Source organism: Kitasatospora cineracea (assembly GCF_003751605.1).
Classification (GTDB): domain Bacteria; phylum Actinomycetota; class Actinomycetes; order Streptomycetales; family Streptomycetaceae; genus Kitasatospora; species Kitasatospora cineracea.
Genome location: NZ_RJVJ01000003.1, coordinates 200,834 through 215,718, shown reverse-complemented (window position 1 = coordinate 215,718; position 14,885 = coordinate 200,834). Strand labels below are relative to the sequence as shown.

14 protein-coding genes and 1 pseudogene are annotated in these 14,885 nt (G+C 75.4%); 4 read left to right on the top strand and 11 right to left on the bottom strand.

The annotated features are described in order from the left end of the window. Window positions 1-96: 96 nt before the first annotated feature. Complete coding sequence (locus EDD39_RS35130) at window positions 97-480, bottom strand: VOC family protein (protein WP_123564055.1); 384 nt, start codon at window positions 478-480, stop codon at window positions 97-99. A gap of 190 nt (window positions 481-670) precedes the next feature. Between EDD39_RS35130 and EDD39_RS40460 the strand changes: the two genes are divergently transcribed. Next, on the top strand, window positions 671-1,300 hold the full coding sequence (locus EDD39_RS40460) for a VanZ family protein (RefSeq protein ID WP_244257468.1): 630 nt from the start codon (window positions 671-673) through the stop codon (window positions 1,298-1,300). A gap of 63 nt (window positions 1,301-1,363) precedes the next feature. Here the strand turns inward: EDD39_RS40460 and EDD39_RS35120 are convergent, their stop codons facing one another. The 7 genes and pseudogenes from EDD39_RS35120 to EDD39_RS35090 all read right to left on the bottom strand — a co-directional run bounded on the left by EDD39_RS35120 (window position 1,364) and on the right by EDD39_RS35090 (window position 7,807). After that, window positions 1,364-2,269, bottom strand: coding sequence for a class I SAM-dependent methyltransferase (locus EDD39_RS35120; protein WP_123563648.1), 906 nt, complete (start codon window positions 2,267-2,269; stop codon window positions 1,364-1,366). 106 nt (window positions 2,270-2,375) lie between these two features. Beyond that, window positions 2,376-3,077, bottom strand: coding sequence for a hypothetical protein (locus EDD39_RS35115; RefSeq protein WP_123563647.1), 702 nt, complete (start codon window positions 3,075-3,077; stop codon window positions 2,376-2,378). Window positions 3,078-3,224: 147 nt separating this feature from the next. Then, a complete protein-coding gene (locus tag EDD39_RS35110; RefSeq protein WP_123563646.1) occupies window positions 3,225-3,707 on the bottom strand; it encodes a macro domain-containing protein in 483 nt (160 codons plus the stop codon). 41 nt (window positions 3,708-3,748) lie between these two features. After that, window positions 3,749-5,014 carry an FAD-dependent monooxygenase gene (locus EDD39_RS35105; RefSeq protein WP_208765743.1) on the bottom strand — a complete coding sequence of 422 codons (1,266 nt, stop codon included), beginning with the start codon at window positions 5,012-5,014 and terminating at the stop codon, window positions 3,749-3,751. A 93-nt stretch (window positions 5,015-5,107) separates the two neighbouring features. Next, window positions 5,108-5,746: pseudogene (locus EDD39_RS35100) on the bottom strand (maleylpyruvate isomerase family mycothiol-dependent enzyme); the annotation flags it as partial. Between the two features lie 52 nt (window positions 5,747-5,798). Continuing rightward, window positions 5,799-6,641, bottom strand: a complete 843-nt coding sequence (locus EDD39_RS35095) for a fumarylacetoacetate hydrolase family protein (protein WP_123563645.1) — start codon at window positions 6,639-6,641, stop codon at window positions 5,799-5,801. Continuing rightward, complete coding sequence (locus tag EDD39_RS35090; protein ID WP_123563644.1) at window positions 6,638-7,807, bottom strand: cupin domain-containing protein; 1,170 nt, start codon at window positions 7,805-7,807, stop codon at window positions 6,638-6,640. Before EDD39_RS35090 ends, EDD39_RS35095 begins: the two co-directional genes overlap by 4 nt. Before the next feature lie 76 nt (window positions 7,808-7,883). Here EDD39_RS35090 and EDD39_RS35085 point away from each other — a divergent pair, with 76 nt between their 5' ends. Together EDD39_RS35085 and EDD39_RS35080 are read left to right on the top strand one after the other, a co-directional pair. Beyond that, window positions 7,884-8,660 (top strand): IclR family transcriptional regulator, encoded by a 777-nt coding sequence (locus EDD39_RS35085; RefSeq protein ID WP_123563643.1) that lies wholly within the window; start codon window positions 7,884-7,886, stop codon window positions 8,658-8,660. Window positions 8,661-8,970: 310 nt separating this feature from the next. Continuing rightward, window positions 8,971-9,840 (top strand): GNAT family N-acetyltransferase, encoded by an 870-nt coding sequence (locus EDD39_RS35080; protein ID WP_123563642.1) that lies wholly within the window; start codon window positions 8,971-8,973, stop codon window positions 9,838-9,840. Between the two features lie 58 nt (window positions 9,841-9,898). On the opposite strand, the gene EDD39_RS35075 is transcribed toward EDD39_RS35080, so the two are convergent. Both EDD39_RS35075 and EDD39_RS35070 read right to left on the bottom strand, forming a co-directional pair. Further along, window positions 9,899-12,067: a TerD family protein gene (locus tag EDD39_RS35075; protein ID WP_123564053.1), complete on the bottom strand. Its 2,169-nt coding sequence runs from the start codon at window positions 12,065-12,067 to the stop codon at window positions 9,899-9,901. Window positions 12,068-12,233: 166 nt separating this feature from the next. Then, window positions 12,234-12,731, bottom strand: coding sequence for a MarR family winged helix-turn-helix transcriptional regulator (locus tag EDD39_RS35070; protein ID WP_123563641.1), 498 nt, complete (start codon window positions 12,729-12,731; stop codon window positions 12,234-12,236). A 198-nt stretch (window positions 12,732-12,929) separates the two neighbouring features. Between EDD39_RS35070 and EDD39_RS35065 the strand changes: the two genes are divergently transcribed. Then, on the top strand, window positions 12,930-13,772 hold the full coding sequence (locus EDD39_RS35065) for an SDR family oxidoreductase (RefSeq protein WP_123563640.1): 843 nt from the start codon (window positions 12,930-12,932) through the stop codon (window positions 13,770-13,772). A gap of 109 nt (window positions 13,773-13,881) precedes the next feature. Here the strand turns inward: EDD39_RS35065 and EDD39_RS35060 are convergent, their stop codons facing one another. Further along, window positions 13,882-14,880: a TIGR03842 family LLM class F420-dependent oxidoreductase gene (locus EDD39_RS35060; protein ID WP_123563639.1), complete on the bottom strand. Its 999-nt coding sequence runs from the start codon at window positions 14,878-14,880 to the stop codon at window positions 13,882-13,884. Window positions 14,881-14,885 lie beyond the last annotated feature (5 nt).

Genomic DNA, 14,885 nt, shown 5'->3' with positions numbered 1-14,885 from the left:
GCCGCAACCGGCCGGCGGCCGGGGCCGCCCCTCCGTGCGGGAGGGGCGGCCCCGGCCGCCTTGCCGTCTGCCGCCTTGCCGCCTTGCCGCCTGCCGTCAGCCGGTGGTGGCGGCCCGCTCGGCGGCGCCGCGCAGGACGCAGAACTCGTTGCCCTCCGGGTCGGCCAGCACCGCCCAGCCGGTGCCGTCGGCGTTGCGGCGGTCGGCGACCAGGGTGGCGCCGAAGGCGAGCAGCCGGTCGACCTCGGGGTCGCGGGCGGTGTCGGGGCGCAGGCACAGGTGGACCCGGTTCTTGACCGTCTTGGCCTCGGGCACCTGGTTGAAGTAGAGCACCAGCCCGTCGGCCAGGGTCACCTGCGTCTCGCGGTCGCCCGGCCCGCTGTCCGGGTCGACCGGACGGCCCGTCACCGCGCTCCAGAACCGGGCCAGTCCATGGGCGTCCGCACAGTCGATCGCCACGTTCTGCACCAGGGAAACCATGCGGCGAGTCTGCCGCACCGACCGGCCGGAAGCCACCCGCCCGCGCCGGTCGGCACGGCATGGGAGCGCGGCCACCGGGTATCCGGCGGGGGCACGGGGGCAGGGAGCGGAACGCGGGAACGGGAGGGCCTCGACAGTGGGCAGGGCGCGGACCACTTCGGCGGGAGCCGGACAGCAGGAGGCAGCGGCCGTGGACGTGGAGCCGGCGGGCGGCCGGCCGTCGGCACGGGACTGGAAGCGCTGGCGGACGTGGAGGCCCGGGAGCGCCCCGGCGGCGTCGGGCGACGTCCCGGCGGCACCCGCGTCCACGGGTGCCGCGCGGGCCGAGCGGACCAGGCCGGCGTTCATGCAGCGGCGCGGGCCGTTCTCCTTCCTGATCCGGTGGCTGATCCTGCTGGCGGGGCTGGCGCTGACCGTGGTGTTCGCGGTCGCGCTGGCCCGGGTGACGCTGGTACCGGAGCCCGGTGCCCGGGACCTGGTGCACCCCAACTTCCACCTCGGCGCCTCGCTGCGGGGCTACCTGGACCAGCCCGCCGTCCGGGCCGCCGTCCAGCAGGTCGGCGGGAACGTCCTGCTGGGCGCGCCGTTCGGGGTGCTGCTGCCGGTGCTGTTCCCCCGGCTGCGCAGCGTGCTGGCGGCGACCGCGCTGACCGCGCTGGTGATGGTCACGGTCGAGGCGGCGCAGGGCCTGCTGGTGGAGGGCCGGGCCTTCGACGTGGACGACGTCCTGCTGAACACACTCGGCGCCCTGCTGGCCCACCTGCTGCTGGGCCGCCGGATCGGCCGCGCCCTGTACGAGCGGCCCCGGGCCCGGGGCTGAGCCCCGAGCAACGGACCCGCAGAGCCCGGCGGACCCCGGCGGACCACGCGGTGGCGGTGCGCGTCAGCGGCGGGCGGCCCAGACCTGGCGTTCGGTGCGCACCGCGAGGTCCGGGCGCAGCGCGATGCTGTCCGGGCCGTCGGCGTCGACCAGCCGGTCGAGGGCGGCCAGGTCCGCGGGGTCGAGCGTCTCGGCGGCGGCGGAGCGGATCCGGCGCAGGGTGGCCAGGGCGTAGCGGCCGACGGAGGGGTGCTCGGTGGCGGCGATGTCGACGGTGACGGCGCGTTCGCCGGTGACGGTGAGCCCGGCGGCGGTCAGGATCGGCCCCCAGTCGGCGCCCCGGTGCGGGACGTGCTCGGCGTGCAGGCGGTCGGTCGCGGCGTGGCAGCGCTCCTCCAGGCCGGGGCGCTCGGCGGGCGCGTCGGGCGGCAGGAAGCGCGGGAAGCCGGCCAGTTCGACCAAGGCGAGCACGCCGTCCGGGCCGAGGAGGTCGCGGACCTGGCGCAGTGCCCGGACGGGGTCGGCCAGGTGGTGCATCGAGGCGGACGCCCAGACCAGGTCGGGGGTGCCGAGGTCCGGCCAGTGGGCGCCGTCCAGGTCGGCCTGCACGGTGGCGATCCGGCCCGCCAGGCCCAGGGCGTGCGCCTTCTCGCGCAGGCGCAGCAGGTGGCCGGGCGAGGCGTCGACGGCGGTGATCCGGGCTTCGGGGAAGCGGCGCAACAGGGCGAAGGTGCCGGCGCCGGTGCCGGCCCCGAGGTCGACGACGTGCCGCGGTTCGGCGTCCAGCGGCAGCCAGGCGGTGATCGCGGCGAGGTGCTCGGCCAGCACCTCGGCGTCCAGGTCGAGGACCTCGGCCTGCGCGGCGTCGTCCTCGGCGGGGTGCCGGTGCTGCTGGTGGCCGTGGTCGTGGTCGTGACCGTGGCCGTGCTGGTGACCGTGGCCGGGGGCGGGGGTGTGCGGGTGGCTCATGGGGCCACCGTACGGCTGCCATGCGCACGGGGCACACACCCTCCCGGAACGCGCAAGGGACGGGCCCCCGGGCATGCCGCACGCGCAAGTGGCCGGTGGCCGGCCGCTACAGCTGGTCGGGGACCGCGTGGGTGAGCGGGCGGTCGGCGTCGGTGAGGCAGGAGATGGCCCGCTGGTGCAGGTCGCCGAGCCGGTCGCGGACGGTGACCCGCACGTACAGGTCCCGGACCACCACGAGCGCGGGCTCGGTGAGCCAGCCGAGCAGGCAGTTGCTCTCGCCGCCGAACACGCTGTTCGGGCTGATGGAGGCCAGCCGGTAGTCCGTGCCGGGGCGCAGCCCGTACGGGGCGACGGCCGCGATCGCCCCGGCCCGGTCGGTCCAGCCGGTGCTCGGCGCCGGTCCGGTCGGCTCCTCCGCGGAGGGCGCGGGGACGCCGAAGTCGATCCAGTACTCGACGGAGACCACCACCACCGCGCTCTGGCCGCTGTTGACCAGGTGGCACGTCCAGGCGAGCGCCCCGTCGGGCGCGTGCCCGGTACCCGGCCAGGCCCGGCTGCCCAGCAGCGGCTGCACGGTGCGGGCGAACTGGGCCCGGGCGATGATCGCCCCGATCCCGGCCATCAGTGCGGCGGTGGCGCTCTGCGCGTCGAGCAGCTGCCAGGACCACGGCCAGTCCCGCTGCCCGTCCGCCGACAGGTTCTGCCGCACCATGGTGTGCACGAACAGCAGCGCCGACACCGCGGCCAGTCCGTTGAGCGTCCAGACCACGAACGGACTCCGCCGCACCACCCGCTGACGCAGGTCCACGATTCCCCCTCCCCCGCCCCGGGCCCGTCGAATCGAACACCCGGCGCGCCCCCAGCGTCCCGCCGATCCGCCCGCGGCGGAAGAGGGCCGCCGCGGGCGGAGGGCCGCCGCTACCGGAGGGCCGCTGCTACCGGGGGCGGACCCCGCTCACCCGTGGTCGTAGACCGTCACCGGTACGCCCCGGGCGGTGAGCCGGGCGGTGATCAGCGGTTCGACCCGTTCCCACCTGCCGCCCGCCAGGCCGCAGCCGATCCGCGGCATGTGGACGGAGGCGCCGAGCCGTTCGGCCTCGGCGGCCAGCTTGGCCAAGGCGGCGTCGATCGCCTCGTAGCGGACCGGGACGCCCGTGGAGCGGGCGGTGCGGGTGCCGCGCTGGCCGACCAGGTTGGCCACCCACAGGTAGGGGCTGACCTGCACCAACTGGAGGGCACCCAGCCCGAAGTCGTTGCCGGCCCGCTCCCGGTGCCAGCGGCGGAACGCGGCCTCCGGTTCGGGCCAGCGCCGGGAGAGCGCCAGCACGAACCCCTTGCCCCAGCCCCCGAGGTCGTTGCACACGTGCGCGATGATCCGCACGCCCTTGCCCTGCGGCGCGGTGGCGTCGCCCCGCACGTAGGTGATGGTCTCTCCCATCCGGGCATCCTGGCACCTCCCGCTGACACGCCGTCGGGCGGTCAGCGGGCCGGCCGTTCCTCCGGGCGCGCGCCCGCCAGCGGGACGGGGGTGAACATCGGCGGTTCCCGGTCGGGGGTGAGGGCGGTCGGGCCGTAGATCCAGTCGGTGAACGCGTAGTCGTCGGCGGCCCGTTCGCGCAGGACCGCGTTGCGCCGGAGCCGAGCCTCGCCGTCCAGGTGCCACAGGTCGCCCCAGCTCCGGGCGGTGGTCTGGACGCGGCGGCAGTGCTCCACCCGGACGTCCTGGTAGGCGGCCAACGCGGCGTCCCACTGCGGGAGTCCGCCCTCGCCCGTCAGCCGGGCGGCGTGTTCGGCGAGCACCCAGCCGTCCTCGATCGCCATGATCGCGCCCTGGGCCATGTACTGCAGCGGCGGGTGCGCGGCGTCGCCGAGCAGGGCGATCCGGCCGTGCACCCAGGTCTCCACCGGGTCGCGGTCCATCATCTGCCACCAGCGGTCGCGCCACATCAGCGGGATGCCGGTGCGGACGGTGTCGCAGGTCGCCCCGAACGCGGCGTCGAGTTCGTCGGGGGTACCCCAGTCGGGGTCGCCCGCCTTGGCCTTCGGCGACTCGAAGACCGCGACCTGGTTGAACATCTCGCCGCCGCGCAGCGCGTACTGCACGAAGTGGCAGCGCGGGCCGACGTACACGGTGACGTCGTGCTCGGCGACGCCGTTGCCCCGGACCTGCTCGATCGGGACGGCGGCCCGGTAGGCGACGTAGTCGGAGCTGACCACGTCGTCGCCGACCAGCTCGCGGCGCGCCACCGAGTGCAGCCCGTCGGCGGCGATCACCAGCGGGGCCCGCTCCGTGCTGCCGTCCGCCAGCACCGCCCGGGCGCCGTCGCCGTCCTGCCGGTAGTCGACCACGGTGCGGTCGGTGAGCAGTTCGACCCCGACCCGCCGGCAGGCCCGCAGGAAGATGCCGTGCAGGTCGCTGCGGTGGATCACCAAGTACGGGTAGCCGTAGCGCCGTTCGAGGTCGCGCAGGTCGAGCCGGGTCAGCTCGCGGGCGTCCAGCGCGTCGCGCATCACCATCCCGTCGGGCAGCACGCCCAGCTCGCGGGCCTCGTCCAGCAGGCCGTAGTCGGCGAGGATCCGGGTGCAGTTGGGCGCGATCTGCAGCCCCGCCCCGACCTCGCCGAACTCCTTCGCCCGCTCCAGCACGCGCACGCCCAGGCCCTTGCGGGCCAGCGCGAACGCGGCCGCGAGACCGCCGATGCCGCCGCCGACGACGAGCACGTCAGGGGTGGTGGGAGGGTTCATGGGCTGCTTCTTTCGACATCACGGGGAGGCACGGGAAGGCACGGGGAGGCACGTGCACGCCCGGGAGGGGCGTGGGAGGACGGGGCCGGGGTGTCAGAGCCAGGGGCCGAGAGGCGGGGCGCCCTCAATGTGCTGACGCCCAGTCAGATAGGCGGTGATGAGCGGCAGTTCGGCCGTCACGTAAGTGCTCTCGCCCTCGCCCGGGAGGTACCACCGGGCGCTGTCGTCCGGGGTGCGCAGGGTGAGTGCCGGGCCCGGCGCGGCCGCCCGCTTGGCCAGGACGTCCTCGCAGAGCGCGGCCAGGAAGCCGGCCGGGAGGTCGGCGAAGGCGGTGCCGGCGGCCAGGTCGACGGCGTGGACGCAGGCTTCGCGGGCGCGCAGCCAGGGGAGTTCGGCGGCGGGGACGGTGCGGCCCTGGGCGGTGGTGACGGGGGCCTGCCACTGCTCGGGGGTGAGGGCGTCCAGGCCGGCGGTCAGCCGCTCGGCGGATTCCCTTACCCAGGCGGTGAGTTCGGCGGCGGGCAGGGCGCGGCCGCGTTCGATGCCGGCCAGCCGTTCCTCCGCGGAGGCGTACATCGGGGTGGGTTCGCCGGTCGCGGCCCAGTGCACCAGGTTGCCGAGTGCGTCGGCGTTGGCGGCGAGGTGGGCGGCGAGGTGGGCGCGGCTCCAGCCGGGCAGCGGGGTGGGGGCGGCGTACTCGGCGGGGCCGAAGTCCTCGGCGGCGGCGAGGAAGAGCCGGGTGCCGAGCGCCGCCCATTCCCGGCCCCGGCGGGCGTCTGGGCGTTCACGCGGCGCCGCCGTCCGGGACGACGCGGTTCTCCAGCCGGCCGAGGCCCTGGATCTCGGTGACGACGGTCTCGCCGCCGCTCAGGTAGCGGGCGGGCTTGCGGGCGTGGCCGACGCCGCCGGGGGTGCCGGTGGCGATCAGGTCGCCGGGGTTGAGCCGGATGACGGTGGAGACGTACTCGACCAGGGCGACGGGGTCGAAGAGCAGGTCGCCGGTGTTGTCGGACTGCATGGTCTCGCCGTCGACGGTGAGCGTGACGTCGAGCGCGGGGCGGACGCCGCCGGGCAGTTCGTCGGGGGTGACGAGGTACGGGCCGACGGGGGTGGTGGAGTCCCAGGTCTTGCCCTGGAGCCACTCGCGGGTCCTGAACTGCCAGTCGCGGCAGGTGATGTCGTTGAGGACGGTGAACCCGGCGATCGCGGCCTCGGCCTGCTCGCCGCGGGCCCGGCGCGCGGACTTGCCGATGACGACGGCGAGTTCGACCTCCCAGTCGAACTCCGCGGTCTCCGCGGGGCGCAGGATGTCGTCGCCCGCGCCGATCAGCGAGTCGGCGAACTTGGCGAACAGGGTGGGGTGTTCGGGCAGGTCGCGGCCCATCTCCTGGATGTGGTTGCGGTAGTTGAGGCCGACGCACACCACCTTGGAGGGCCGCGGCACCACGGGTGCGAACTCGGCGCCCGCCATCGGGTACGTCGCCCCGGTCGCGGCGGCGGCGGTCCCCGCCCAGTCGTCCTCCGCGAGCAGCGCGCCGAGGTCGGGGTACCCGAGGTCGGTCAGGGTGTCGCCGTCGAGCCGGACGGCGCGGGTGGTGCCGCCGGTGCGGAGGGTGGCGAGCTTCATCGGGTGGTTCCTTCCACGTGGGTGCGCTGCAGGTGCAGGGCTTCGAAGATCGGGGCGTCGCTGAACCGGAACAGGTCGAGCGCGCCGGAGTCGGAGTCGGTGCCGCCGGCCTCGGAGCGGACCGAGAGCGGCTGCCAGGAGGGGACGGTGAACAGGTCGCCGCGGGCGACCGTCCAGGTGCGCTCGCCGACCGTGACGGTGCCGGAGCCGTCGAAGACCTGGTAGACGGAGGAGCCGGTCTCCCGGACGGGGGCGGTCTCGGCGCCGCGGGCGATCCGGTGCATCTCGGCCCGCAGGGTGGGGAGCACGTCGCCGGCGGTGGCCGGGTCGGTGAACCGGACGGCGGCGTGGCCGGGTTCGACGGTGCCGCCGAACCCCTCGGCTTCCAGGGCGAGCTGGTCGGCAAGGGCCCGGTCGGTGTGCTCCCAGCGGTAGGCGAGCAGCGGGCTGCCGGGGCCGGGGCGGGGGGCGCCGACCGGGCGCAGGCCGGGGTGGCCCCAGAGGCGTTCGGCCCGGGAACGGTCGGGGGTGGCGCGTTCGGCTTCGGAGATCCCGTCCCGGCCGAACTCGAAGAACTGGGTCTCGCCCGCGTACTGGAACGGGATGTCGAGGCCGTCGATCCAGGCCATCGGCTCGCTGGTGGCGTTGTGGTGGGCGTGCCAGTTCCAGCCGGCCTGCGGGAGGAAGTCGCCGCGGCGCATGGCGACGGGGTCGCGGCCGACCACGGTCCACACGCCCTCGCCCTCGACGACGAAGCGGAAGGCGTGCTGGGTGTGGCGGTGCTCGGGGGCGTCCTCGCCGGGCATCAGGTACTGGACGGCGGCCCACAGGGTGGGGGTGGCGAACGGGCGGCCGCCGAGCGCGGGGTTGGCCAGCGCGATGGCCCGGCGTTCGCCGCCGCGTCCGACCGGGACCAACTCGCCCGCGCGGGCGGCGAGTTCGCGCAGCTTCTGCCAGCGCCACAGGTGCGGGGCGGCGTGCGAGCGGGGGTGGGCGGGCATCAGGTCGCCGATCTCGGTCCACAGCGGGACGAGCAGCTCCTGTTCGAAGCCCCGGTAGAGCTCGTGGAGCGCCGGGGTGACCTCGGGCTGCCCGGCCGCGGCGACGGCCTGGAGCCGGACCGGGGAGCCCGTTGCGGGGTCTGGGGCGGGAGTGGACTCGATCACGGGCTCAGCGTGCCTCGTCCCGCCCAGGAGAACGGGTAGATTCTTCAGAGCAGAACAGTCACCGAAAGGCCCCGCCGTGGACAAGCCGCTGAAGACCCCGCCGCCGTACCCGATCGCCAGCGTGGACCACGCGCTGCGGGCCGCGACCATGCTGCAGCTGGAGGGCGGGGCCACGGTCTCCCAGGTCGCCGAACGCCTGGGCGTGGCCCGCTCCACCGCCCACCGGATCCTGGGCATGCTGGTCTACCGGGACTTCGCGGTGCAGGACGACGACCGGACGTACCGGGCCGGCCCGGTGCTGGAGCTGGCCGCGCACTCCCGCTCGCTGGTCTCCCGGCTGCGCCCGGCCGCGCTGCCGCACCTGCGCCGGGCGGTGGACGTGCTGGACGAGACGGTGAACCTGATCGTCCGGGCCGGGGACACCGCCCGGTTCATCGCCAGCGTGGAGTCCGCGCAGACCCTGCGGGTCGGCTCGCGCGAGGGCATGGTCTTCCCCGCGCACCGCACCACCGCCGGGCTGCTGCTGCTCGCCGAGCTGACCGACGAGCAGCTGGAGGAGGCCTACGCCCCCGAGCGCTACCGGGACCGGCCCGGCGACCGGCCCGACCTGCCGCAGCTGCGGACCGAGCTGAAGCGGCTGCGGCGGGCCGGTTTCGCGGTCAACCGGGAGCGCTCCGAACGCGGCCTGGTCGCCGTCGGGGTGACCGTCCGGGACGCGGCGGGCACGGCGGTGGCGGGCCTGTCGGTGTCGATGCCGGGCGTCCGCTACGACCCGCACCGGCTGCAGTCGCTGGTGGCGGTGCTGGAGGCGGCGGCCCGCGCCCTGGAGGCGGACCTCGCCGAACAGCCCTGACCCCGCCCCCTCCTGACGCCCCGTCGACGATGCGAGCCGGGGCACCCGTCATGGGCGCCCCGGCTCGGAGTCGACGGCGAGGAAAGCGGACGGACTGGAGTCGTTATGCATACGAAAGGAGAAGGAAGCCCGTCCATGGCCTCACCGAGCCGCCACGGTAGCACCCGCCCCACCCCCGGGTCACCCGCTTTTCCCCGCCCCTGAGCCCGCCCCTGCTCCGCCACCGGACCCACCCCGGCCCTGACCCCTCCTTGCCGACGGGCCGTCAATCGGGTTGCGGACCGCCGGGTCGGGGTGTGTGCTCCCGCCCATGACGATTGTGCCGGGGACGCCGAGCCCCGAGGGGACGCGCGGGGCGATGGACGCGCTGCGGGAGTGGCAGGACGACGGGGCGCCGATGCAGCTGCACCCGGGGGACCTCGGCTGGAACCACCGCTTCGGCGCCGCCGGGACGGCCGCGGTGGTCCGGACGTGGATCCGGGACGGGCGGATCCTGGCCGTCGGGATGCAGGACTCGCCGACGGTGTTCCGGATGACCGCCGCCCCCGGCACCTTCCGGGACGAGGAGCTGGCCCGGCAGCTCGCCGACGACCTCTCCCGGCCCGGACGCGGCGTGCTGCCGGCCGGCCGGGTGTCCGTCGAGGCGCCGCTCGGCCTGCTGCTCCACGACCTGCTGACCGAACGGGGCTGGGGCCTGGACGAGCCTTGGACGCCGCTGTTCCGCGACCTCGCCGCCCCGGTGGAGGACCCGGGCGTGCCGGTCGAGGTGATCGGCCCGGAGCGGGCGCAGGGCTTCGCCGAGGTCCTGCGGTCGGCGTTCGCCACCCCGCGGCCCTCGGCCGCGTACTGGCACGCGATGTCGGCCGGGCCGTCCTACCACCGGGACGCCCGCTGCCTGGGCGTCTTCGACCGGCGGGGCGGCGCGGCGGCGGTGGTCACGGTGTGGTCGGCGGGCCCGGGCCGGCCGGGGCTGGTCGAGCCGATGGGCGTGCACGCGGACCACCGCGGCCGCGGCCTGGGCCGGGCGATCACCCTCGCCGGGGCGGCCGCCCTGCGGGAGCTGGGCTCGTCGAGCGTGCGGGTGTGCACGCCGAGTTCCAACGTCGGCGGCGTCGCCACCTACCGGGCGGCCGGGTTCGCGGCGCAGCCCGGGATCGGCGACCGCGTCCGCCCGGCCTGACCCCTCCCCCGGCCTTGGAACGGAACGGAACGGGTCGGGGGCCGGGATGAGGCCGGGCTCAGGCCGGGATCAGGTCGCGCAGGTTCTCCGGCGTGATCGCCACCGAGCCCTCCGGCAGGCCGTCCGGCCGTTCCAGGCCCAGGTAGGTGACCGGGCCGTCCGGGAGCCGCCCGTCCCAGGTCTCGACCTCCGCCCCGTTCGCGGCCATCAGGCCGATCAGGTGGCGGACCGTCAGGTAGCTGCGCGCGACGCCGGCCCGCAGCAGGTCGGCGACCGTGCCCCGGTTGCCCTCGACCTGGTTGGCGGACGGCTCGCCCCGCAGGTGGACGTGCAGCCAGCGGGCGTACCACCGGCCGTCCTCCCGGCGTTCGAACACCAGCGGCAGGGCGACCCGTCCGGCGCCGCGCAGGTCGGACTTCATCCGGACGGTGCGCGGTTCGAACGGGCGGCCCTGCTGCTCGTCCTCGCGCAGCATCCAGCCGAAGAAGGACTCCTCGACCTCCTGGAAGCCCTCGCCCTCGTACACGTTCACCTCCGGCACGACGAACGCGCCGGAGACCGACGGCAGCCGCAGGTTGATGAACTCCGAGGCGCCGTCGGGCGCTTCGACCACGTCCCCGGAGTGCTCGCCCACCAGGGAGCCGAGCCGGGTGAACGAGAGCCAGGTCGGGTCGCCGTAGTCCCGGTCGAGGATCAGCGCGGACAGGTCGAAGTCGGTGCGCCGCTCGCGCTGCTTCCAGTACACGAAGAACCGCAGCAGCTCGCCCCGGACGGGCTGCACCGAGCCGCGCGGCAGCACGCCGATCCCGGTGGCGCTCGCGTTGCCGCTCAGCGGCAGGGCGACGTCCAGGACCTCCGGGTCGACCAGCAGCCGGGGCGGCCGGTCGGTGGGCAGGCGGCGGACGGTCTCGGCGTCGAGGGCGGCGATCAGGCGTTCGCGTTCGGCGGCGGGCAGCGGCGGGCGGTGGTCCGCGGTGACGTGGCTGCGGGCGTACCGGTTGACGAAGACCCGCCGTTCGGGGCCCGCCCCGGTCCGGTTGCCCAGGTGTTCGCGCAGCGAGAGCAGCAGCCGGCCGGACGCGGCGGGCAGGGCGCGTTCGGCGGCGGCGGCCACCGCGGCCCGGTCCCGCTCGGTGCGGGCGGTGCGCAGCAGCCGGTCCAGGGCGCGCAGCAGCTTGCCGGGGGCGGCGGCGGCCAGCAGGTCGGCGGCGGCGGCGACCTCCCCGGCGGCGAGCAGGTCCTCGACCCGGCCCGCCGTACCGCGGACCTGTGCCGTGCCGCGGGCGACGGCGAACACCTCGGCGGCGTGCGGCCACTTCGGGTACTCGTGCGGGTGCAGGCGCTCGCCGAGCCGCTTGAACGGCTCGCGGTGCGGCAGCACGTCGGCGAGCTTGCCGGGGGCGGCGGCGACCAGCCCGTCCAGCGCGGCCAGCAGGGCCCGGCGTACCGGGCGCGGCAGCGGGCCGAACCTGGTCGGCGCGGCGAGCGTCACGTCCCCGCCGGACAGTGCGCAGGCGGTGCGCAGCACGTCGGTGACGGTGTCCACGAGCAGCGGCGAACCGGCTTGCAGCCGGGCCGCGTTGACGGTGGCCCGGTTCTCCCGGACGGGTATCGCGGCGGGCTGCAGGCCGTCCGCGCAGTGCCGGGCCAGCTCCGCCAGGTCGCGCAGCGCCTGCTCGCCGAGCGGGGTGGTGCTGCCCGCCAGTGCCAGGTAGAGCGCGGCGGCCTCCTCCTCGGGCGTGCCGCCGAGGTGCAGCACCGTCACCCGGTCGCCCGCACCGGCGATCAACTCCCGGTGCGCGGCCAGCAGTTCGGCGTACCCGTGCCGGTACACGCCGTAGCCGTCCAGCGTCAGCAGGTCGACCCCGACGAGCCCGGCCTCCCCCTCCTCGGCACCCGCGGTGCGGGCCAGCAACTCCCGCCAGAACTCCTCGGTGTCCGGCACGTTGCGCGGGAAGTCCACGAAGTACGCGTTGTGCTGCACGTGGTCGCCGACCAGCTCCCGGACGGCGGCCAGCCCGCTCTCGGCGAGCCGCCCGGCCTCCGCCCCCGGCAGCCCGGACAGCCGCTCCAGCAGCTCCCCGGACAGCTTGAACCCCACCGACATCAACGCGGCATCGAACTGCCGCGCCACCACCGCCCCTTGCCCTTCTCCCCCGGCCCCGCCCTCCGGCACGGGCAGACGGCGGGCGTGGCGGACGATCAGCGGCGTGAGCACGTACGACATGCCCCGCATGCTCGCAGACCCACCCGCCGCCCCGCACCCGGTTTCCCCGCCGCCGGGACCGCCGCCGGGACCGCCGGGGGACGGCCGGGGGGACGGCCCGGGGGGAGCGGTCCGGGGCGCTGCGCCGACCGGTGCGGTCGAACCTCATCACTGTCAGTCGGCACTGTCAGTCGGCGTCGCGCCGACGCTCCTTCAGGTGGTCGAGGGAGTCGACGTACTTGAGCATCAGGCGGGCGAACTCCAGGCGCTCGGTCTCGGCCCAGTCCGCGGTGATGTACTCGAACGCGGAGCGCTGGTGGCGGCGGAAGCGGGCCATCAGCTGGGCGCCCCGGGGGCTGAGGTGCAGGACGGTGCGGCGGCCGTCGTGCTGGGAGGCGGTGCGCAGCAGGTAGCCGGCCTTGATGTTGTCGGTGACCATCCGACTGGCGACCGAGGGGTCGACGGCGAGGAGTTCGGCGATCGCGCCGACGGTGACCTCGGCCTCCGAGTCGCGGGTGTGCTCCAGGACGAGGTTGAGTACCAGGGTGCGGCTGAGGTCCTTGGCGGAGATCGGGTGCTCGACGTCCAGCAGCGAGGTGCGGCGCAGCTTGCCGAAGGCCGGGCCGACGGCGTCCAGCAGCTCGTCGGCCGTGGGGTGCGGCCAGTGGGCGTCGTTCTTCGTCATGCGCCCATGGTAGGTGCGTGACGGCGCGCAGGAACATGCCGACCCGCAGAAGCATGCAGGTTTCCAATAATGTGCTGCTCGGCAATTACATGCATGACAGCATGCATTAACAGCCCGACCCGGGCCGGCCGGCGGCCATCCGCCCGCCTCCCGTCCCTCTCCGCCCATCTCCACCCATCTCCACCCACGGGGGTTCCCATGACTGTCCTCATCACCGGTGCGCGCGGCCAGATCGGCCGCGCCGTCCTCGATCGGCTGCACGCCGCCGGCCGGCCCGTCCGCGCCGCCAGCGCCCGCCCGTCCGGGCTCGACGTCCCGGCCGGAGTGGAGCGGGTCGAGCTGGTGCTGAACCGGCCCGACACCTTCGCGGCGGCGCTGGCGGGCGTGCGCCAGGTGTTCCTGTACCCGGAGCCCGCGGGCATCGACGCGTTCGTCGCGGCCGCCGAGGCCGCGGGCGTGGAGCACGTGGTGCTGCTCTCCTCCGCCGCGGTCCTGTCGCCGGACGCGGAGAGCGACCCGCTGGGCTCGCACCACCTGCTGGTCGAGCGCGCCCTGACGGCCTCCGCCCTGCCCGCCACCCTGCTGCGCCCGGACGCCTTCGCCAGCAACGCCCTCGGCTGGGCCCACCCGATCGGCGCCGGCCTCCCGGTCCAACTCCCCTACCCGGACGCCGTCCTGGCCCCGATCCACCCCGCGGACGTCGCCGACGTCGCGGTCGCCGCCCTGACCGGCCCCGCCCTGCGCGGCCGCGCCGTCACCCTCACCGGCGGCCGGCGCCTCACCCTGCGCGAGCAGGTCGGCGTCCTGTCCGAGGTGCTCGGCCGCCCCGTCCCGGTGGAGACCATCACCCGCGCCGAGGCCGAACGCCAGCTCTCCCGCTTCATGCCCGCCCCGATGGCCAACTCCCTGCTCTCCTTCTGGGCCACCGCCACCACCACCCCGACCCCCCTCGCCGACACCACCCGCACCCTGCTCGACACCCCGGAACGCACCTTCCACCAGTGGGCCACCGAACACGCAGCCGCCTTCACCACTGCCTGACGCCCACTCAACTCGCCTCCCCAACAGCGGATCGTACGCTGACGGCCGACCGCGGGGGCGCCCCCCTCGGCACACTGTTCGGGACGGCGGTGTCCCCCGCTGAGGCGGCTCAGGACAGGGCCGGGATGACTTCCGCGCCGTAGGCGTCGATGACGGCTTCGCGGGCGTCGTGCATCGCGTACAGCGCGAACTGGTCGACGCCGGCGTCGCGCAGGACGCGGAGTTTCTCGATGTGGGCGGCGGCGGGGCCGAGGAGGCAGAAGCGGTCGACGACGGCGTCGGGGACGAAGTCGGTGGAGGGGTTCCCGGCGCGGCCGTGGTGGCTGTAGTCGTAGCCGTGGCGGTCCTTGATGTAGGCGGTGAGTTCGTCGGGGACGAGGTCGGAGTGCTCGCCGTACTTGGCGACCAGGTCGGCGACGTGGTTGCCGACCATGCCGCCGAACCAGCGGCACTGTTCGCGGGCGTGGGCGAGGTCGTCGCCGACGTAGGCGGGGGCGGCGACGCAGACGGTGACGGCGGCGGGGTCGCGGCCGGCCTCCTCGGCGGCCCGGCGGACGGCCTTGACCATCCGTTCGGTGAGGTAGGGGTCGGCGAGTTGGAGGATGAACCCGTCGGCCTTCCGGCCGGCCAGGGCGAGGGCCTTGGGCCCGTAGGCAGCCATCCAGACCGGCAGCCGACCGTCCCGGATCCACGGGATGCGGATCGGGGTGCCGTCGACCTCGGCCTCGCGGCCCTCGGCGAGGTCGCGGATCGCGTCGATGGCGGCGCCGAGCCGGGCGAGGGTGTTGGGGCGGCGGCCGGCCACCCGCATCGCGGAGTCGCCGCGGCCGATGCCGCAGACCGTCCGGTTGCCGTACATGTCGTTGAGGGTGGCGAAGGTGGAGGCGGTGACCTCCCAGGCGCGGGTGCCGGGGTTGGTGACCATCGGGCCGACGTGCAGGCGTTCGGTGTGTTCCAGGATGCGGCTGTGGATGACGAAGGGTTCCTGCCAGAGCACCGCGGAGTCGAAGGTCCAGCCGTGGCTGAACCCGGCCCGTTCGGCGCGGCGCATCAGGCCGACGACCTCGGCGGCCGGCGGGTCGGTCTGCAGGACGAGTCCGAAGTCCACGCGGG